11 protein-coding genes are annotated in these 21,066 nt (G+C 61.3%); 7 read left to right on the top strand and 4 right to left on the bottom strand.

Translation table 11 applies throughout. The features are described from left to right. Positions 1–18: 18 nt before the first annotated feature. The 3 genes from CHC01_RS29990 to CHC01_RS29980 form a co-directional block, all read right to left on the bottom strand. The gene (locus tag CHC01_RS29990) at positions 19–342 is read right to left on the bottom strand and encodes a hypothetical protein (protein WP_089267999.1); all 324 of its coding nucleotides are present in this window, start codon (positions 340–342) and stop codon (positions 19–21) included. A gap of 132 nt (positions 343–474) precedes the next feature. Beyond that, entirely contained in the window at positions 475–1,800 is a 1,326-nt protein-coding gene (locus tag CHC01_RS29985; protein WP_089267998.1) for an HlyD family type I secretion periplasmic adaptor subunit, read from the bottom strand. 9 nt (positions 1,801–1,809) lie between these two features. Beyond that, positions 1,810–3,588: a type I secretion system permease/ATPase gene (locus CHC01_RS29980; RefSeq protein WP_089267997.1), complete on the bottom strand. Its 1,779-nt coding sequence runs from the start codon at positions 3,586–3,588 to the stop codon at positions 1,810–1,812. Between the two features lie 569 nt (positions 3,589–4,157). Here CHC01_RS29980 and CHC01_RS29975 point away from each other — a divergent pair. Continuing rightward, on the top strand, positions 4,158–12,491 hold the full coding sequence (locus CHC01_RS29975) for an ExeM/NucH family extracellular endonuclease (RefSeq protein WP_089268031.1): 8,334 nt from the start codon (positions 4,158–4,160) through the stop codon (positions 12,489–12,491). A gap of 104 nt (positions 12,492–12,595) precedes the next feature. On the opposite strand, the gene CHC01_RS29970 is transcribed toward CHC01_RS29975, so the two are convergent. Further along, positions 12,596–13,396: a GntR family transcriptional regulator gene (locus CHC01_RS29970; RefSeq protein ID WP_089267996.1), complete on the bottom strand. Its 801-nt coding sequence runs from the start codon at positions 13,394–13,396 to the stop codon at positions 12,596–12,598. A gap of 349 nt (positions 13,397–13,745) precedes the next feature. Here CHC01_RS29970 and CHC01_RS29965 point away from each other — a divergent pair, with 349 nt between their 5' ends. The 6 genes from CHC01_RS29965 (at position 13,746) to CHC01_RS29940 (ending at position 21,044) form a co-directional block, all read left to right on the top strand. Continuing rightward, entirely contained in the window at positions 13,746–14,807 is a 1,062-nt protein-coding gene (locus tag CHC01_RS29965; protein ID WP_176454750.1) for an ABC transporter ATP-binding protein, read from the top strand. An 8-nt stretch (positions 14,808–14,815) separates the two neighbouring features. Further along, complete coding sequence (locus CHC01_RS29960) at positions 14,816–15,838, top strand: ABC transporter ATP-binding protein (RefSeq protein ID WP_089268030.1); 1,023 nt, start codon at positions 14,816–14,818, stop codon at positions 15,836–15,838. A gap of 19 nt (positions 15,839–15,857) precedes the next feature. After that, positions 15,858–17,411, top strand: a complete 1,554-nt coding sequence (locus CHC01_RS29955; RefSeq protein WP_089267994.1) for an ABC transporter substrate-binding protein — start codon at positions 15,858–15,860, stop codon at positions 17,409–17,411. Positions 17,412–17,472: 61 nt separating this feature from the next. After that, positions 17,473–18,429 (top strand): ABC transporter permease, encoded by a 957-nt coding sequence (locus CHC01_RS29950; RefSeq protein ID WP_089267993.1) that lies wholly within the window; start codon positions 17,473–17,475, stop codon positions 18,427–18,429. Continuing rightward, positions 18,426–19,301 (top strand): ABC transporter permease, encoded by an 876-nt coding sequence (locus CHC01_RS29945; RefSeq protein ID WP_089267992.1) that lies wholly within the window; start codon positions 18,426–18,428, stop codon positions 19,299–19,301. Before CHC01_RS29950 ends, CHC01_RS29945 begins: the two co-directional genes overlap by 4 nt. A gap of 27 nt (positions 19,302–19,328) precedes the next feature. Beyond that, entirely contained in the window at positions 19,329–21,044 is a 1,716-nt protein-coding gene (locus CHC01_RS29940) for an AMP-binding protein (protein ID WP_089267991.1), read from the top strand. Positions 21,045–21,066 lie beyond the last annotated feature (22 nt).

The raw sequence follows: 21,066 nt of genomic DNA, 5'->3' as shown, positions 1-21,066 counted from the left end.
GAGCAGTGGATTGGGCTGTCAGGCGGCCTTCATCATTGTCGGTTTATCGTTTCCAGTTGTGCAGTCGGCAGCGATCTGATCGTCACCCAGTTGCCTGCGACGCAGGGCGGACTGCATCTTGCCGAACACCTCGACGACAGTACGGAGCTCCCTGCGCAGCTCTTCGATCTGCGTCGGTCTCGGTCCCTCGTGATATCCCCGCAAATACCTAGCCGCGGCGACGATCTCCGGCGAAAGCGGCGCCTTCAGCTTGACGGCGAGCACCAGTCCTTCTCCGATCGCCTGCTGCAGGAATGCTATCGTATCTGCGAGCAACAGTTCGCGTCCCTCATGCCTGTTCATGATGTCGCCGCCGATTCGCTTAGGTTGACGCTGAGGGAAGGGTGCCGCGGTATGGGTAATGAATAGTCACGGAAAACCTTGCGCAGATTGATGGGGTCATCAATGCGGAGGTTGAGGCCGGCGCGACTCGATTCAGTCGTGACGGAACGAGCGAGCCAGTTGGTCCTCGATCGGCTTGCGGAGATAGGCGAACGCGGTACGGGAGCCATTCTGAATATAGGCTTCGACCGGCATGCCCGGCACAAGTGCCTTCCCGCCGAGCTTGGCGAGTTCTCCGTCGATGAGGCTAATGCGCGCTACATAATAGGACGCGCCGGACTGCTGGTCTTTTGTGAGATCGGCCGCTATGCGGGTAAGCCTTCCGTTGAGATCCGGTGTGATCGCGGAATCGAAAGCCGTGAAGCGCAGCTTCGCGGATTGACCTAGTCGGAGACGGTCAATCATCTGCGGATCGACCCGCGCCTCGACCACGAGAGAATCCTTCTCCGGGACGATAAGCATCAACTGTTCGCCCGCAGTAATAACGCCGCCCACCGTATGGATCGTCTTCTGGTGAACCATCCCGTCCTGCGGCGCCCGCAGCATCACGCGCGCGAGTTGATCGACTGCTGCGATCCGGCGCTCGGAGAGATCGGCCATCTTGATCTCCACCTCGCGCAGCTCGGTCGCGATCTCGCGTCGCTGATCCTGCACGACCTGAAGCGTCTGTAGTTCTGTCTCGGTGATGCGGCCTTTGGCCCGCGCCGTTTCGGCGATCAATTGTCCTTCCTCGCCGGTCAGTCGCGCGGCTTCGCGTTCGAGTGTGGTCAGCCGTGCGTAGGGAATTAGATTTTTCTCGAAGAGCTGGCGAACCCCTTCGAGTTCGCGCTGAATCAGTCGAATCTGTTCGCGCTTTGACTCGATTTGAGCGGCGAGGCCGTGGATCTCCTCACCGATCTGCGACGTGCGCTCGCGCAGTTGCGACTGTTGGCCGCTGACGGCTTCGCGTCGTCTGAGCAACAGGCTCGTCTCACCGGCGATGATGTCGGCAATCGCGGGCAACTCGATACGGTCCGCAAGTTCGCCCGGTATCACGAAAGCGTCGCGACCATCCTGTTCCGCGCGCAGCCGCGCTCGACGCGTCCAGAACTGGTTGAGCTGATTTTCGATCAGCGCTAGGTTGGCTCGTGTCATGGTCTCGTCAAGCCGGACCAGAACGTCGCCTGCGCGCACGCGGTCCCCGTCGTTGACGAGAATTTCGGCGACCACCCCGCCGGTCGGATGCTGAATCCTGCGCACGTTGCTATCGACGACGATCTGTGCCGGCGCTATCACCGCGCTCGCGAGTGGCGCGGTTGCCGCCCAGACGCCAGCGGTGGAGATCGCCACGGCGAGTATAGCTAGTCCCGCATACGCAGTTCGCCGGATATCGCGGAAGGGATCAGGGCGGCTTGAGTTGGGCGTTGCAGAATTTGGCATCAGGTTTCCTCAGCTTCGGCCGTCAGCGGTCATGCGGACTTCGTGCACCGGCTGTGGCGCCACCTGGTTTGCAGGGTGTTGCGAGGCAAGCGCCTTGCGCAGGACTTCATCTTTCGGACCAAATGCCTGGACCTGGCCATTGGCGAGCGTCATCACGAGATCTACCCCTGCGAGAGCGGCGGGACGGTGCGCGACGATGATGGCGATTCCGCCGCGTTCACGTACGCCCTTGATTGCCTGAGTCAATGCAGCGTCGCCTTCGACGTCGAGATTGGCATTCGGTTCGTCGAGCACCACCATGAACGGGTCCCTATAAAGCGCGCGTGCAAGCGCTACCCGTTGCCGCTGCCCACCCGAGAGGGCAGCGCCGGCTTCCCCGATCCGCATTTCGAAGCCCTTTGGCAGGTTGAGGATCATGTCATAGGCACCGGCGGCTTTTGCGGCGGCAATGACGGTCGGTCCATCCATCTCCGGATCGAAGCGGGCAATGTTCTCAGCCACCGTGCCGTCGAACAGTTCGACGTCTTGCGGCAAATAGCCCATCAAGCCGCCCCGAATTTCGGCGGGCCACTGGTCGAGGGTTGCTCCATCGAGGCGGATCTCGCCGCGCGCTGCAGGCCAGATCCCGACCAGCGCACGCGCCAATGTGGATTTGCCCGACGCCGACGGTCCGATGATTCCAACAGCCTGGCCGGCTTTGAGTTGGAACGTGGCATTCTGAACGATGGCCTTGGTGCCACCCGGCGCGACAATGAAAACCTGATCGACCGTGAGAATGTGCTGAGCACGTTCTGGCGCAACGGCAGAAGGGCTTTCGTCTTGAGACGATAGCGCATCGCGTAACCGCTGCCAGGCCTGGCGGGCGCCGACGAAAGGACGCCAAACCGAGATCGCCAGTTCGACGGGAGCCAGCGCACGGCTGCCCATGATCGAGGAGGCAATCATGACACCACTGCTGGCCTGTCCTTCGATTACCAGCCAAGCGCCTAATCCGAGCAATGCCGATTGCAAGATGAACCGAAGGGTCTTCGACAGCGTGCCAAGTGCACCGGCAATATCGGAACCGTGCTGCTGAGCAGCAATCTGATCGGCATTGGCTGCGCCGATGCGTGAGATGACTCGTCGCTCCATGCCGAGGGCGGCGACGACCTCGGCATTGCGGCGTCCTGCCTCCAGCTGGATGTTGCGTATGGCGGCATGGCGGGATGCTTCTCGCGTGGGCTTCCGTGTCAGAATTTCCGTAACAAGAGCAATGCCGAACAGAATGGTTGCGCCACCGACCAAGGTCCATCCAAGATACGGATGCAGCAGGAAGCACCCGGCGAGATACAGCGGCATCCACGGCAGATCGAACAGCGTTGTCGGCCCGAGGCCGGACAGGAACCCGCGCACTGAATCCAGATCATGAGCGAGTTGAACACCGCCGCCGCGGCTGGACTTCAAAGGCGATCGCAGAATGGCGGAATTCACTGGCTCCCACAACGCGCCATCAAGTGCAGCTCCGATGCGCGTCAGGATCCGCTGGCGCAACCAGTCGAAAACACCCTGCACAGCGTAGATCGCAATTACGATAATCGAGAGCGATACGAGAGTAGGAATGCTGCGCGAGGGAATGACGCGGTCATAGACCTGCAGCATGTAAATGGATCCGGTCAGCATCAGGATGTTGACCACGGCGGAGAACAACCCGACAGACAGGAACGCGCTGCGACATGATGCGAGAGCGGCACTCGGAAGATCTTGGTGCTTCGATCCGGCTGTTCTGTCTGCCGAAATTGCTGCGGTCATATTTCACCTGGGCCAGTAAGCGACAGCGATGCGCGCCGATCGAGTTCGTTATCTGGCTTCAGCGTCAACTGCGTGACAGCGTGTGAATTGCGTGCGCGTGCAATTTTTCTGTCGCGCGATCGGCCATGTGAATGGTGAGCGATGTGCGCGACAAGACATTGCAACAGCAAACACATTCTTTCTTGCGCATTACGTGCGCGAACCTCGGCCGCTGTTTTGCCGCGCGATCGATCGGGAGCTCGAAGTAATTCAGTGTAGTTCGATCAGTTTCATCGTTCTACGATGCGAACTGCGACCAATCCGCGGTGGAGCAACCCGCAACGCTTTGCACTTTTGCGGGTGTGGCACGATGTCGCGATTTGCTGTGTCGCCTTTGTATAGTCGAGCAAAAAGAGCGGTCGGCGCGTGGCTTCACTGCGGCGTTAGAAACCAGTCACGCGGCTGTTAAATCGACGTGGCTACATCCGGCGCATTAACTTTTCGTTAACCAAAGGCAGTCGGTCGCGCGTCTTCGCATTCTGCGAAGCGAGCGATGTTCGACGCACGCCTCAACGATGGAAGCCGATTTCATGTCAACGACATATCACGCCCTTGCCGTTAGCGATCTCGTCCAGGATTGGTCCAATGCCGGCGCAATCAACGCCGATGATAATTGGTCTTCCGTTCCATCGATCGTCGGCTATCTCGGTGACATCAATGCTGGTTCGCCAACTGGCACCGATCCGCGGACATTGACCGGCGCTGGGCTCGGCGCCGTCGATGTGATCGCCAATCAGACTGCCCCGAATTCTCTTACCAATGGCGGCGTTGCGGAATTCGCTGTTGCCAATCCGACCATTGCGCTGAACGGCTCGGGTACTGCCGACGCACCGAGCCTCGTGCTTTATCTCGATGCGAGCGGCCGCGATAATGTGCGACTGACCTTCAATGCGCGCGATCTCGACGGCAGCGCAGACGATGCGTCCCAGCCAATTGCCGTGCAGTACCGGGTCGGTTCCGCCGGGTCCTGGACGAATGTGCCGGGTGGCTACGCTGCCGACGTGACCACCGCGAATGCCGCAACTCAAGTGACGCCTTTCAATTTACTGCTGCCGTCCGAAGTCGATGGTCACGCGGACTTGCAGGTCCGGATTCTCACCACCAATGCCGGTGGCAATGACGAGTGGGTCGGGATCGACGATATCCGCGTCACGAGCAATGCCAGCACCCCGGTCGTAGGTCAGACTGTCGGCTTTTCTGCAGGCACGGTGTCGGTCTCGCATGACGAGGGCAATAGCGGCTCGACGGTCTATCAATTCACCGTGGAGCGCAGTGGTGGCACCGATGGCGATGTCTCATTCTCCGGAACCATTGCCTCTGCGCAGACCGACGCATCGGATTTTGTTGGAAGCGTGCCGAGCAGCTTTAGCGGCGTGATCCCGGCTGGGCAGGGCTCGGCAACGGTGACCGTTATGGTCGCCGGTGACACCACCAGCGAGCCGAATGAAAATTTCACGCTGACGCTTCAGAGCGCTTCCAATTCCACCGCCGTGGCGACCACGATCGGCACCGCGCAAGCCACCGGCACCATCGTCAATGATGACGTCGCGATCACCAAGATCAGCGCCATCCAGGGTACGGGCGCCACCAGCGGAATGGTCGGCCAGACGGTCACTGTCGAAGCCATCGTCGTCGGTGATTTCCAGAATGGGGACGGCGACAACAGCCGCAACCTGAACGGCTTCTATGTTCAGGAAGAGGTGACCGACTCCGACGGTAATGTCCTGACCTCTGAAGCCATCTTCGTATTCGGCGGCAACGGTGACGTGGCCGTCGGCGACCGTGTCCGTGTCACCGGTTCGATCAGCGAGTATTTCGGTCTCACCGAACTCACCGCGACCAACATTTCCGTGGTTGAAGCGGGAGCAGTTGCCGATATCAACACGATGGCGACCGTGATCGATCTGCCGGGTGCCGGCACCACGCTGAGCCAGGACGGCGACTATCAGCCGAACCTCGAAGCCTATGAGGGCATGCTGGTCACGCTGCCAGAAACACTCGTGATTACCGAGCAGTTCAACCTCGATCGCTTCAATGAAATCAAGCTCGTGGCAGGCGATCGCCCGGCCCAATTCACTCAGGAAAATGCGCCGGACGCTACAGCCTACCAGGCCTATCTGGCCGAACTCGGCTCGCGCACCATCACCTATGATGATGGCCTGAACGCCCAGAACGCGGCCATCAGCAATCTCGACGGCTTCGGCCCGACCTACAACACGGCGACGGCGCCGCGGATGGGGGACACGATCACTGGGCTGACGGGCGTGCTGGACTATCAGTGGGCTGGCAATGCCGCATCGGGCGCGACCTGGCGGGTCCGCTCCGTCGAGAACGGCACCAATACGTTTGAAGACGGCGCCGCGCCGCGGACTACTGCACCCGACGATGTCGGAGGTACGCTCCAGGTCGCAAGCTTCAACGTCCTGAATTTCTTCAAGACGCTGGACAATGGCGCCAGCACCGCCATCGGCCAGGAGCCGCGCGGCGCCAACGACTCCGTCGAGCTCTCGCGCCAGACCGGCAAGCTGGTCGATACCATTCTTGCAATGGATGCCGACGTGCTTGCACTGACCGAACTGGAGAATGATTTTCTGCCGGGTTCGTCTGGCAATGCCATCGAATATCTGGTCGGCCAGCTCAATGCCGCTGCGGGTCCCGGTACCTATGCCTGGGTCAATCCCGGTCAGCAGTTCGTTGGTGGTGATGCCATCGCGGTTGGCTTCATCTACAAGACCGCGGATGTGAAAATCGCGGACGGGACAACGGTCGCGATCCTCAACGATGCCGATCTGCCTGGCCTCGGGCTTTCCGGCCTGCTGAGCCAGAGCACTGTTGGGCACATCTTCGACGGCGCGAACACCAGCCGCAACGCGCTGGCAGTAACGTTCGAACAAATCGCCACCGGAGAAACTTTCACCGCAATCGCCAACCACCTCAAATCCAAGAGCGGCACCGGCACCGGCCTCGATGCTGACCAGGGTGACGGTCAGGGTAACTGGCAGAACCAGCGCGAACTCGCGGCGACTGCGCTCACCGCTTGGGCCAACAGCGACCCGACCGGTTCCGGCGACAGCGACGTGCTGATGCTCGGCGATTTCAACAGCTACGCCAAGGAGCAGGCAACGGGCATCATCGAGAACGCAGGCTATGAAAACCTGCATGGCCGGGAGGACGGTGCTTATTCTTACGTCTTCGATGGTCAAACCGGCACCCTCGATTACGCATTCGCGAATGACAGCCTGTCGTCGCAGGTTACTGGCGTCACCACCTGGCACATCAATGCCGATGAGGCCGATGCCCTCGATTACAACACGGACTTTTCGCGCGATCCGGCGATCTTCGATGCCGATACGAATGTCCGCGTTTCCGACCACGATCCGGTCATCGTTGGTCTCGATCTGAACCAGAACCAGACGCAGTCGACCTACAGGCTGCAGATCCTGCATGCGTCGGATTTCGAGGCCGGTCTCGATGCGGTCGATCGCGCCGGCAATTTCGCCGCCATCGTCGATTACCTCGAAGAAACACAGGCGAATTCGATCACGCTGTCGTCGGGCGACAACTTCATCCCTAGCCCGTTCTTCAGCGCCGGCAGCGACGCCTCGTTGAAGGAAGTCTATGAGACTGCGCTAGAGACCTATTACGGTCTTGCCAGCGGCACGCTGAACATCACGCCCGGCTTCGGCAGTGCTGACATCTCGATGCTGAACATCATCGGCGTGCAGGCTTCGGCGATCGGAAATCACGAATTCGACGCGGGCACAAATCCGCTCGCAGCAATCATTCGGCAAACTGCCGGCTTCCCGGGCGCACAGTTCCCCTTCCTATCTGCCAATCTGGATTTCTCAGGCGATCCCAATCTTGCCGGCCTCTACACCAGCCTCATCCAGAACGCTGACAACTATTCCGGATTCCCGCCGGCCGCCGGCATCGGCAAGAAGATCGCGCCTGCGACCATCATCGAGGAGGGCGGCGAAAAGATCGGTGTGGTGGGCGCCACCACCCAAATCGTCGAAAGCATTTCCTCGACCGGCGGCGTCGAGGTGATCGGCGACGATGTTGACGACATGGCCGCACTTGCTGCGATCCTGCAGCCAACTATCGATAGCCTGATCGCTCAGGGTATCAACAAGATCATCCTGGTCAGCCATCTCCAGCAGATCGCGTTCGAGCAGGCGCTTGCACCGTTGCTGCATGGCGTCGACATCATCATCTCGGGCGGATCGAACACGCTGCTTGCCGATGCGCAGGATACGCTGCGTCCGGGTGACACCGCCGATGGCACTTACCCGATCGTGACCCACAATGCCGACGGCAACACCACGCTGATCGTCAATACTGACGGTGAATACTCCTATGTCGGTCGGCTGGTGGTCGATTTCGACGCCAATGGCAACGTTATCGCGGGAAGTGTCGATCCTAATGTCAGCGGTGCTTATGCGACCACCGACGAAGAGGTCGCCGATCTTTATGACGACGTCATCGACGTCGACGGTGACGGCGATATCGATGCGGCGGATGCCAATCCGTTCGCCGAAGGCAGCAAGGGGGATCTCGTCAACGACATCGCCCAGGGGGTCGGTAATGTGATCGACGCTCAGGACGGCAATCTGTTCGGCAGCACCAATGTCTATCTGGAAGGCCGTCGCGGCGAGGTCCGCACCGAGGAGACCAATCTGGGCGACCTCACGGCCGACGCCAATCTCTGGTACGCCCAGAAGGCCGATGCGACGGTGATGGTCTCGATCAAGAATGGCGGCGGTGTCCGCGATTCGATCGGCAGCGTCTCCGCAGTGGGCGGCGTCGCCCAGGAAAACCCGCCATCGGCCGATCCCGGTGTCGGCAAGGAAGAGGGCGACATCTCGCAGCTCGACATCGCCAACTCGCTGCGCTTCAACAATGCTTTGTCCATGGTCACCGTGACGGCAACACAGTTGCTGACGGTGCTGGAGCATGCGGTGGCCGCGACCGCGAATGGCGCCACCCCCGGTCAGTTCGCTCAGGTTGGCGGCATCGCTTACTCCTTCGACAAGGATAGTCCGGCCGGCAACCGTATTCAGTCGGCGGCGCTGATCGACGAGAACGGCAATCCCGTTCTTGCCCTGGTCGAGAACGGTGAGCTCGTTGTCGATGCCAATATGGCGATCCGGGTCGTGACGCTGAGCTTCCTGCTCACCGGCGGCGACGGCTATCCGTTCGCGAGCTTCATTGCGGCCAATCCGGCCTTTGCAAATGTTGTGAACCTGTCTCCGAATCTCGTTCCCGATGCTGGTCAGGTGGCTAACTTTGCGGCCGAAGGCACCGAACAGGACGCGTTCGCCGAATATCTCGCGGCGCACTATTCCGAAACGGCTTACGATGTCCTCGACACCGACCGCGCGCATGACACTCGAATCCAGAACCTCGACTATCGGTCGGATACGGTGCTCTCCGTGCAGCCGATCGTGCTGGTCGGCGACGATGATGACAACATCCTCACTGGCGCACTCGGCAACGATACGATCTCCGGCGGCGAGGGCGATGACACGCTGACGGGTCTTGGCGGCAATGACGAACTCGACGGCGGCGAGGGCGATGATACGTTGCTCGGCGGTGCCGGAAACGACAATCTCACCGGTGGCGAAGGTGACGACGCTCTCAGCGGCGATGCCGGCAACGACGTCCTGGCCGGCGGCGAAGGTGACGACACGCTCTCCGGCGGCGCCGGTGACGATGAGCTCGATGGCGGCGAAGGCTACGACACCCTCGACGGCGGTGCTGGCAACGACCGGCTCGTTGCCGGAGCCGGCGATAGCGCATCCGGCGGCGATGGTGACGACATTATCGTGGTCTCGACCGACGATTACGCGCCGGCGTTGATCGATGGCGGTGACGGCAATGACATCCTGAAACTGGTGGGTTCCGGTACCGGCGTCATCGACACCAGCAACATTGTCATCAACGTCGAAAATCTCGTGGTCAGTGAAGGTACCTGGTCGGTCACCGGCAGCGACTACTCCACGGTTACAGTCGAGGGCGGCGCCACACTCATCAGCAACGTGGCTGTCAACAACGGCGATCTGCTTTCGGTCCACGCTGGCGGCAAGCTGATCGCCGGCACCGCCATCCTCTGGTCGGGCGGCGGAGCCGCCGTGGTCGACAATGCCGGCCTGATCGAAGGATCGAGCCGCGTGCTCAACACCACGAGCGGTGTGACGGGCTCGTTGACCTTCAACAACGAAGCAGGCGGCATTCTTCGCGGTGCGCTGAGCCCACAACAGGCGGGACACGCTGATGCGACCATCACGATCAACAATGCTGGCGTGATGGAAGCGGGCGGTCGCGTCATCGACTTCCGCAGCTTCGATGGAGCCGGCGCTTCGGCGGTGATCAACAATCTCGCCGGCGGCATTATCCGCCAGTACGGGAGCGACACCGACGTGATCCGCCCCGGCAATGACGGGATTGTTAACAACTGGGGTACCATCACTACCGATCCTGGCTTCGTCGGCGGAGGTGACCTGATCGACTTCCAGAGCGATACCGGCGGCAAGGTCAACAACTATGCCGGCGGCTGGATGGAAGGTTCGCGCCATGCCGTGACCGGCGACAATGCCGTGACCGTCGTCAATTCAGGCACGATGATCGGCCGCAACGGCTCGGCGATGAACATCGACAATGGCGGTTCTGAAGCCGAGAAGGTCTTCATCACCAACCACGGCACGATGGAAGGTCGCTCGGCGGAACTGTCCGACTCCGATGGCGATGCCATCGACGTCGATGGTCTGGTGCAGGTCCTGAACTACGGCCGTATCGCCGGCCTCGGCGCCGAGGGCTACCATGATGGCGAACCTAACGTCTCCGAGGGTATCGCCATCGGTGGAGGCTCCGTCGTCAACAGTGCTACTGGCGAGATCTACGGTTACGGTCGTGCTATCCAGGTGGATAATTCCAGCAACAGCAACGCGCTGGGTGTGTCCACGATCGTGAATGATGGCCTGATCCAGGGCGATGGTCACGGTCCGGAAGGCGTCTCTGCGGAAGACGCTGCCCGCTTCGACCTACGCGGCAATGAGGCGATCAATCTGGTTGGCGACTATGAGGATTTCGTCGGCAACAACAGCACGGGCCGGATCATCGGCGGCATATCGATGGGCGGAGCCAGGGACACCCTGAACAACTCCGGCTCGATCATCGCGACCGGTGGATCGGCCATCGACATGGGCGCCGGCAACGACCAGGTGAACCTCTATGTCGGTGCGACGGTGACCGGCAAGATCCTGCTCGGAACCGGCGACGACGTCGCTCTCTCCACCTCGGCTGGTGGCTTCGAGATCGATGGCGGCGACGGCAGCGATACGATGGCCATGGACTACGCATATGGCGGTGCTGACATCCTCAGCGGCGGAAACGGCAACGACTACATCTATGCCGGTGCAGGCAACGATCAGGTCGATGGCGGGGCTGACGACGATACGCTCTATGGCAATGACGGCGATGACCTGATCAAGGGCGGATCCGGCAATGACGATATCGCCGGCGGCATTGGAGCTGACACCATTCATGGTGATGGCGGCAATGACAGCATCGATGGTGGCGAAGGGAACGATACCGTCTTCTACACGGGAACGTTCAATAACCACGGCTACGCGTTGAACGGTGATGGCTCCGTCAAGGTCACCGACCTGCGCAATGGTGCGCCGGACGGGATCGACACGCTGCGTAATGTCGAGCAGCTCAATTTTGTCGATGGGGCCTGGAAGCTAGTGGTCGGCACCAACGGCGACGACGCGATCACCGGTTCTGCCGGCAATGATCTGGTGTTTGGCGGCAGCGGAAATGATACTTTCCTCGGCACCGGCGGGCTGGATACCTATGACGGCGGCGACGGAACCGACACAATCGACTACAGCCAGATCACATTCAAGGTGACGGTCGATCTTGCCTCCGGGCTCGCTTACTACCCCGGCTATCTCGCCGGCGCGGATCACTTCAGCAATATCGAGAATGCGATCGGGACCGGCTATGACGATCTTCTGATCGGAACCAGCGGTGCCAACACGTTGATCGGGGGCGCGGGCAACGACGTTCTGAACGGCGGTGACGGCGACGACATCCTACGCGGCGGTGCCGGCAACGACACGATCGACGGCGGAGCGGGCTACGATGTGCTCGACCTGTCGGATGCGACCGGAGCGTTGACGGTCAACTACGCGGCTGGAACGGTGACGGGTGCCGGGATCGGGACCGATCATTTCACCGGCATCGAGGAGATCCTGTTCGGTGCGGGCAATGATCAAATCACCGGCGGCAACGGTGACGACACCTTCGATGGCGGTGCCGGCAACGACACCATCAATGGCGGTGCGGGTGACGATGCGCTCAGCGGCGGCGTTGGTGACGACGCGATCGACGGTGGTTCCGGCGACGACGTGGTGTCCGGCGGCATCGGCAACGATACACTGAAGGCCGGCTCCGGCGATGACAGCGTCGATGGCGGCGACGGCAACGATATCATCGATGCTGGCTCGGGCGACGACATCGTCGTGGCCGGTGCGGGCGCGGACAAGGTGAATGCCGGCTCCGGCAACGACATCATCGGCGGTGGAACCGGCGACGATATCCTGACCGGCGGTTCTGGCTCCGACGTGTTCGTGTTCGCCGCCGGGTTCGGAAAGGATATGATCACCGACTTCGCCGCGAGCGGAGCGTCCAAGGACTTCATCCAGTTCTCCAGTGATCTGTTCTCCGACTATGCCGATGTGATGTCTCACACCGCCCAGGTCGGCAGCAGCATCGTGGTGACGCTGGATGAAAACCACGCAGTTACGCTCGCCAACACCAGCTTGGCGTCGCTCACCGCTGACGACTTCCGCTTCGTCTAGCGACGGACATGCACACGGGGCGTTACTGACGCCCCGTGTGCACCTTACGTTTTTGCGTTGATGAGTTGCGGTCGCTACCGTCTGAGCCTGCAGCCCCGTTGAATTCATCCGCGCGGAGCGGGCGCAATGTCCGCCGGCATATTATCGTGCCCATCGCTATGTGTTAGCGCACTCAGGTCGAATGTCTCTCCGCGAATGCGCGATAGGGTGGACAAGGCGCGGTCGCGATCACTTTCCAGAAGCTGACCGAGATGTGTGACAGCGGCATTCGGCTTGCGCTGCCGGATCGCCTTCAATGTCGACGCCATCAGATCGGCGCTAAGTCGGCGGATGTCACGGGTCTGATAGTCCAGCGGTGTCTTCCAGATGGTTTCCCATACGGTTTGATTGGCAAGGTCGGTGAGCAGTTCGACGAGCAGTTCGTTGCCCGAGCCGCGCGCAATGGTCTTTACCGCGCGCGTCGTGGTGTGCGCGAAAGCCATTGGATCATCGACCTCGACTGCGACTCTCAACTCGTCGCAACGGCGCGCCAATGTGTCGATGAAGCTTTCGACCGGCGTGGCCGCCATGGTGCGCACTGCCAGCATCGACAGTGCAGTGCGAACATTGAACAGGTCAGCCACCGATTTGAGTGACAGCGGCCTGATATAGGCGCCGCGCCGCGGAAAGATGTCGACCAGGCGACGGCGCTCGAGAATGCGGATCGCTTCACGGATCGGGCCACGGCTGACGCCGAAATCGCGCGCCAGGTCGAGTTCGACAAGACGCTCGCCCGCTTTGCGGCGGCCGGAGACGATCTCGGCACCGAGTTCCTCCGCAACCTGATCGGGGATCGTACGCGGCGCAAATCTCCGTTCGACGTCGTGCTGGTTATCATTGAATGGCTTGCGAAGTGTCGCTGCCATGGCCGCCTCCTGTCGATGCACGCTTGCCGCGTCATACGGTCCTGTCTACCGCAGAAGTCAATTGTTGACAATTGACAGTCGATGCCCCTTCATTGGGTTACTGTCGCTTCAATACATACCGGCACAAGCCGGACCGCGATGGAACGTCCCGATGCAAGATCTGCAGAACAGGGATGGCAAGGGAGGTGAACATGGCGGCTCTGTTCGCGTCGGCGCATGTCCGACTGACAACACCCCAACAGACACGGGTCTGCGGCTTTCATCCGTATGTGCAAGTGCAGCACCGGCAAACCCTGCAGCAGTGGATGATGCGTGGCGTCACTGGCCGTGTTGCTGCTGGCGAAGCGCGATGACAGGTGCGATCGACATCTCCGCTCCCACGGCAACGCGCGTTGCTGGAATGCCCGACGCGGGCGTTTCGCCGCAGCCGCCTTTGCTCGAAGTGCGCGATCTCTCGCTGTCATTCGTGACGGCGCGCGGCGCTTTGCCGATCACCCGGAACGTAAATTTCACCATCGCGCCGGGCGAGCGCGTTGGTCTGGTCGGTGAGAGCGGCTGTGGCAAGACCGTCACTGGTCTGTCGCTGCTGCGCCTGCTGCCGCCGCAATCGGCGCGGATCCAAGGCGATATCCTGTTCAACGGGACTAATCTGGCCACGCTGTCGCCGCGACGCATGCGCGCCGTGCGCGGCCGTGAGATCGCGATGATCTTCCAGGAGCCTATGAGCGCGCTTGATCCTGTCTTCACGGTTGGCGACCAGATCAGCGAAGCCTATCGCATCCATTTTCCGGTCAGTCGCGCGGAGGGGCGCGAGCGCGCCATCGCTGCGTTGCGTGAAGTCGGTATCCCCGCGCCGGAACGCCGCTGCGACGAATATCCGCATCAACTCTCGGGCGGTATGCGCCAGCGCGTGATGATCGCGATGGCGTTGATCTGCAAGCCGAAGCTGCTGGTCGCCGACGAGCCGACCACGGCGCTCGATGTCACGGTGCAGGCGCAGATCACCGATCTCTTGCGTTCGTTGAGCGAGCGCACCGGCACGGCATTGATCTTCATTACCCATGATCTCGGCGTCGTCGCCGAAACCTGCACCCGCATGATCACCATGTATGCCGGTGAGGTCGTCGAGGACGCGCCGGTGGATGACGTGCTGACGCGGCCACGTCATCCCTATACATCCGGACTGTTGCGCTCGCTGCCTAGCCTCAGCCCGCGCCGCGGCGTGCTGGCCTCGATCCCAGGTCGTGTGCCATCGCCGAATGCGATGCCGGCCGGCTGCCGCTTCCGATCACGTTGCACGCATGCCGTGGCAGGCTGCGAGCAGAGCCAGCCGATGGTCGAGATCGAAAGCGGTCGTACTGCGCGCTGCTGGCGTGCTCCCGAACTCGTGCTGCCGGGAGCGGTGAATTGATGTCAGGCATGCGGAGCCACAAGCGGGACAGCGGCGGGATTCTCGCAGTGCGTGACTTGCGGATCCTGTTTCCGACCCGCGATGGCCGCGACACAGTCAAGGCGATCGACGGCATGGATTTCGAGGTCCGCGCTGGCGAGACCTTCGGCATTATCGGCGAGTCTGGCTCGGGCAAGACCACGCTCGGCCGTGCGCTGGTGTCGCTGCTGCCGCCGAGTCATGGCCAGATTCTGCATGACGGCACCGATCCGGCGGCCCTCAGCACAAGCGCATTCCGCAAGCACCGCCGCGATTACCAGATTATCTTCCAGGATCCGAATGCCGCGCTCAATCCGCGCATGACGATCATCGACAGCGTGGTCGAGCCGCTGGAGATCATGGGCGAAGGCGATCATGCCTCGCGCCATCGCCGTGGCATCGAGGTGCTGGAGCGCGTCGGCCTTGCCGCCGAAGCCGCCGATCGCTATCCGCATCAGCTGTCCGGCGGCCAGAAGCAGCGTGTCAACATCGCGCGCGTGCTGACGTTGCGGCCCAAGGTCATCGTTTGCGACGAGGTGGTGGCGGCACTCGACGTCTCCATCCGCGGCGATGTGCTCAATCTGTTTGCCGATCTGCAGCGCGAATTCGGCCTGACCTATGTGTTCATCACCCACGATATCTCGGTGGTCTCGCACATCTCCGACCGCATCGCCGTCACCTATCTCGGCAAGCTGATGGAGCTCGGTCCGGCCGAGGATGTGGTCGAGCGGCCACTGCATCCCTATACGCGTGCGCTGTTGTCGGCCGAGCCGATCCCATTGCCGTCGCATTTGCGGGTCGACCGCCGCATCATTCTCGAAGGTGAAATTCCGAGCCCGGTGGCGCCGCCGTCGGGTTGCCGTTTCCGCACGCGCTGCCCGTCGGTGCAACCGCGTTGCGCCAAAGAAGTGCCAGCTTGGCGCGACGTCAAGCCGGGACACCGCGTGGCCTGCCATTTCGCCACTGCGGACGGTCCACCGCCAGACAATCAAAAAGCGCAACGCGCATCATAATCAACGGGAGGATTTTCGAATGACCACCATCGACCTCAGCAAGCGGACGCTACGCCGTCGTGACATTCTCGCGCTGATGGGTGGCGCCGCCGCTACGGGCGCGCTGGGCCTGCCAGCCTGGGCGCAGGAGGCCAAGAAAGGCGGCGTGCTGAAGGTCGCCGCGCCGGCCAATCCGTCGTCGCTCGATCCCGCCACCGGCGGCGCCGGCTCCGACCACAGCATCCTCTGGACCATGTATGACACGCTGGTGGAGTGGGATTACGAGACGCTGAAGCCGAAGCCGGGCATGGCGAAATGGGCGTTCCCCGATCCGAAGACCATGGTGCTCGACATGAGCGCCGGCATCAAATTCCACGACGGCACGCCGATGGATGCCGAAGCCGTCAAATTCAATCTCGAACGCAACCGCACCGATCAGCGCTCCAACGTGAAACCCGATCTCTCCAGTGTGGATTCGGTAGAGGTCACTGGCCCGCTGCAGGTCACGTTGAAACTGAAGAACCCTGACACCGCGCTACCGGCGATCCTGTCGGATCGTGCCGGCATGATGGTTTCGCCGACCAATATCAAGGCGCTCGGCAACGAGACCGACCGCAAACCGGTGGGCGCAGGGCCGTGGAAATTCGTACGCTGGAACGATAACGAGATCATCGTCGTGACGCGCCACGCAGATTACTGGCGCCCGGGCCGCCCGTATCTCGACGGCATCGAATTCAACATCATTCCGGAAAATGCCACCGCCTTGCGTTCGGTCGTCGCTGGCCAGAACGATATGGCGTTCCAGCTGCCGGCGCGATTGAAGCCGGTAATCGAGCGCGCCAAGAATCTGGAAACCGTCAGCTCGCCGACGTTGTATTGCATTCAGGTCTACTTCAATTACGGCCGCGCACCGCTCGACAACGTCAAGGTCCGTCAGGCGATCAACTTCGCGCTCGACCGCGATGCTTTCGTCAAGGCGGCGCTCAACGGCCTTGGCGAACCGGCGCGCATGACGCTGCCGAGCTCGCACTGGGCGTTCAACAAGGACGTCGCGGGGATGTATCCCAACAATACGGAGAAAGCGAAGCAGCTGCTCGCCGAGGCCGGCTACAAGGATGGTCTCGAACTGACCATAGGCGGCTATATGGATCAGGATTCCGTGCGGCGTGGCGAGGTGATTCAGGATCAGCTCGGCAAGGCTGGTATCCGCCTGAAATTCACCCGCGGCACCATCGCCGAAATCAGCGCGCAGTTCTTTGCCACCGAGAAAAAGTTCGACCTGCTTGTCTCGGCATGGACCGGGCGTCCAGATCCGAGCATGACCTACGGGCTGAGCTTCGACAAAGGCGCCTATTACAATGCGGGCCGCAGCGGCGAGCCGGAGTTGTCGAAGTTGATCCAGGAGAGCCGCATCAGCGAAGACCTCGCCAAGCGCGCTGAAGTGTTCGCCAAGATCCAGAAATTCACGGTGGAGAACGCTCTGTCGGCACCGCTCGCATTCCAGTTCGAACTCGATGCGCTGTCCGCCAAGGTGAAGGGCTTCAAGCCCAATCTGCTCGGCAAGCCGAAATTCGAAAACATCTCGCTCGGCTAATTCGTCCGACACAGCAACCGGCGCTGCGATCATCGCCGTCCTTAACTGGTGTGAATTGCGCATGTTGAATTCCGGACGTCTCCGCATCATCGGTCGTCGCCTGCTGCAGGCAATCCCGGTGGTGGTGCTGTCGACCTTCATCGTGTTCGGCCTGCTCAAACTGGTGCCGGGTGATGTTGCGGTGACGCTTGCTGGCGACAATGCGTCGGAGCAGCGGATCGCCGAAATCCGCGAGCTCTATGGCCTGAACCAGCCGTTCCTGCTGCAATATGGCTCATGGCTCTGGAAGGCAGCGCATGGCGATCTCTCCAGCTCGCTGATTTCCAACGAAGCGGTGCTGACCTCGATCCAGCGCTGCTTGCCGCATACGCTGCTGATCGTCGCATTCGCGCTGTTCATGGCGATGTTGGTCGGCATCCCCCTGGGCATTGCCGCGGCAACCAAGCCCGGCTCGTGGATCGACGGCTTCGTCATGGCGATTGCCTCACTCGGTGTCGCGGTGCCGAATTTCTGGCTCGGCATGCTGCTGGTGGCGTTCTTCTCGCTGCAGCTGAACTGGCTGCCGGCCACGGGTGCAGTATCGCTCATGAAAGATCCGTGGGCGTCACTCAGTCATGCCATCCTGCCGGCGGTGGCGCTTGCGTCCGGCGGCATTGCCGAGGTGGCGCGGCAATTGCGGTCGTCACTCGTCGAGATACTGTCGTCGCAACAGGTTCGCACGCTGCACGCCAAGGGTTTGCCGCCATCGGCGATCCTGTGGCGTCATGGTTTGAAGAATGTCAGCGTCAACCTGCTCACCGTCGTCAGCCTGCTCGCGAACCGCCTGCTCGCGGCGACCGTCGTGGTCGAGGCCGTGTTCGCGATTCCCGGCATGGGCGGGTTGATCGTCAACGGCGCGATGAACCGCGATTTCCCGGTGGTGCAGGGCGTGGTGTTCACCATGGTCCTGATTGTCGTCACGCTCAATCTGCTCACGGATATTCTGTACAGCGTCCTCGATCCGAGGATTTCGTCATGACGGATGCTGTGATGGCTCCCGAGCGTCGGCCGGGACCTTTCTCGGGTTTTGTACGCTGGTTCGTCAGTGATCTACGCGGTGCTTTCAGCCTGACTTTCCTCGTCGCGCTGTTCGTGATCTCGGTCCTCGGCCCGTGGATCTCGCCATACGCGCCGGCCGCACAGGATCTCGACGCGGCGCTGGCGACCATGTCGACTCAACATTGGCTGGGCGCCGACGATCTCGGTCGCGATACGCTCAGCCGCCTGATCTATGGCGGGATGGCGTCGCTCTATGCGAGTTTCCTTGCGGTCACGATCGCCGTTTTGATCGGCGTGCCAGTCGGCATTCTCGCTGGCTATCTCGGCGGCTGGGTCGACACGGTGATCAGCCGTGTTATCGACAGCTTCCTGTCGTTCCCGGCCATCGTGCTGGCGATCGCCGTGACAGGTGCGCTCGGCATCGGCCTCACGAACGGCATGATCTCGGTTGGCATCGTGTTTTCGCCGCAACTGGCGCGACTGGTCCGTGCGCGCACGCTGGTGGTGCGCAATGAGCTTTATGTCGATGCCGCGCGTTGCTTTGGCGGATCAACGCCACGCATCCTGTGGCGCCACGTGCTGCCGAACGCGATCCAGCCCGTTATCGTGCAGGTCACACTGTTGCTGGCCGCGGCGCTGCTGGCGGAAGCGAGCCTCAGCTTTCTCGGCCTCGGCATCCAGCCGCCGGATCCGAGCTGGGGCTCGATGCTGGCGCGCGCCTATCAGAACATGGAAATCGCGCCCGAGCAGATGTATCCGCCCGGCCTCGCCATCCTGTTTACCGCACTGGCCTTCAACACATTGGGTGAATCGCTGCGCGTCGCGCTCGACCCGACCATGAAACGCAATTGACCAAGACCAAGAACAAGGAAGACGGTGATGACCGCAAGCGCCGAAGAAACTGAATATCTCGCCAGGCTGCACGAGCTGTGGGCTAAGGCCTGGCCGAAGGGCACGCCGAACAAGCCGCAATATCTGCATGGCGAAATCGCGCTGACCGAATATTTGCGCGCGTGGGCCAAGCGCAATCCCGAAAAGCCCGCGGTGATCTTTTATGGTCACGTCACCACCTATGCCGAACTGGACGCGCAGAGTGATCGCTTCGCGGCGTTGCTGATGGAGAAGGGCGTCCACAAGGGCGACCGTGTCGCGGTGTTCCTACCGAACTGCCCGCAATTCCATATCGTATTCTTCGGCATCCTCAAGCTTGGTGCTATCCACGTCCCCGTCAGTCCGCTGTCACGCGCGTTCGAATTGTCCTACGAATTGAATGATACCGACGCCGAAGTCATGGTGGCACTAGATCAATTGGCGCCTGTGGTCGACCAGGTGCGGAGCGAGTCCAAGCTGCGCGAAGTGATCGTTACCAGTTTTGCGGATGTGCTTCCGGCCAAGCCAACTATCCCCGTTCCAGACTCGATCAGTGCGCCGCGCATTGCCATCTCGGGTGCGACCGATCTGTTGTCGGCGCTGGCTGCGTTGCCCGCGCCAAAGCCGCTGCCGCCCGCCGGGCTCGATGATATCGCTGCGCTGAATTACACCGGTGGCACCACCGGCATGCCGAAGGGCTGCGTGCACACCCAGCGCGATATGGTCTATACGGCCGCCGCCAATCACGGCATCTCCGTCGTCGCCAATGAAGACAGCGTCTTTCTGTCGTTCTTCCCGGAGTTCTGGATTGCCGGCGAGAATTTCGGCCTGATCTTTCCGATGTTTACCGGCGCAACGCTCGTACTGTTGGCGCGCTGGGATGCGATCGGGGCACTGTCGGCCATCGATCGCTACAAGGTCAATGTCACTGCGATGCCGGTCGATGGTGCCGTCGAGCTGATGGATCATCCGCGGTTCAAGGAATTCGACCTGTCGTCGCTCAATCAGGTGCGCGTCGTGTCCTTCGTGAAGAAGCTCAATCCGGCCTATCGCAAGCGCTGGAAGGATCTCACCGGCACGATCTTGACAGAAGCGTCGTGGGGAATGACCGAGACCCATACATCCAACACCCTCACGGCGGGTTTCCAGGATGATGATTTCGATCTTCTGTCGCAGCCGATCTTCGTTGGGCTCCCGGTGCCCGGCGCCGAGTTCAAGATCACCGATTTCGAGACAGGTGACCTCGTGCCACTCGGCGGCGAGGGCGAGATTCGCGTGCGGACACCATCGCTGCTGAAGAGCTACTGGAATAAGCCGGAAGCAACAGCGGAGTCGTTGATCGATGGCTGGCTGCGCACCGGCGATATCGGCACCATCGATACCGACGGCTTCCTGCACTTTCTCGGTCGTCGCAAAGAGATGCTGAAGGTCAAGGGCATGAGTGTATTCCCGCCGGAGATCGAGGCGCTGCTCGGGCAGCATCCGAAGGTTCTCGGATCGGGCGTGGTCGGCCGTGAAGATGCTAGCAAGGGGCAAGTGCCGGTCGCATTCATCCAGCTCAAGCCGGAAGAGAGAGGCACCATCACGCCAGCGGAACTGCAGGCGTGGTGTGCCGAACGGATGGCCGTCTACAAGGTGCCTGAGATCCGCATCATCGACGCGCTGCCGATGACCGCCACCGGCAAGGTGAAGAAGCAGGAACTCGACGCAAACGCGCCGCAGTAAATCGAAACGTTACATGGCCCTG

Source organism: Tardiphaga sp. OK246, assembly GCF_900188215.1.
Classification (GTDB): Bacteria; Pseudomonadota; Alphaproteobacteria; order Rhizobiales; family Xanthobacteraceae; genus Tardiphaga; species Tardiphaga robiniae.
The sequence above is the reverse complement of the archived record's forward strand: the minus strand, read 5'-3'. Positions and strand labels throughout refer to the sequence as shown.

Excerpts from the sequence above, each read along its gene's own strand:
- CHC01_RS29990 (WP_089267999.1), bottom strand. The coding sequence starts at position 342 with ATGAACAGGCATGAGGGACGCGAACTGTTGCTCGCAGATACGATAGCA.
- CHC01_RS29985 (WP_089267998.1), bottom strand. The coding sequence starts at position 1,800 with ATGCCAAATTCTGCAACGCCCAACTCAAGCCGCCCTGATCCCTTCCGC.
- CHC01_RS29980 (WP_089267997.1), bottom strand. The coding sequence starts at position 3,588 with ATGACCGCAGCAATTTCGGCAGACAGAACAGCCGGATCGAAGCACCAA.
- CHC01_RS29975 (WP_089268031.1), top strand. The coding sequence starts at position 4,158 with ATGTCAACGACATATCACGCCCTTGCCGTTAGCGATCTCGTCCAGGAT.
- CHC01_RS29970 (WP_089267996.1), bottom strand. The coding sequence starts at position 13,396 with ATGGCAGCGACACTTCGCAAGCCATTCAATGATAACCAGCACGACGTC.
- CHC01_RS29965 (WP_176454750.1), top strand. The coding sequence starts at position 13,746 with ATGACAGGTGCGATCGACATCTCCGCTCCCACGGCAACGCGCGTTGCT.
- CHC01_RS29960 (WP_089268030.1), top strand. The coding sequence starts at position 14,816 with ATGCGGAGCCACAAGCGGGACAGCGGCGGGATTCTCGCAGTGCGTGAC.
- CHC01_RS29955 (WP_089267994.1), top strand. The coding sequence starts at position 15,858 with ATGACCACCATCGACCTCAGCAAGCGGACGCTACGCCGTCGTGACATT.
- CHC01_RS29950 (WP_089267993.1), top strand. The coding sequence starts at position 17,473 with ATGTTGAATTCCGGACGTCTCCGCATCATCGGTCGTCGCCTGCTGCAG.
- CHC01_RS29945 (WP_089267992.1), top strand. The coding sequence starts at position 18,426 with ATGACGGATGCTGTGATGGCTCCCGAGCGTCGGCCGGGACCTTTCTCG.
- CHC01_RS29940 (WP_089267991.1), top strand. The coding sequence starts at position 19,329 with ATGACCGCAAGCGCCGAAGAAACTGAATATCTCGCCAGGCTGCACGAG.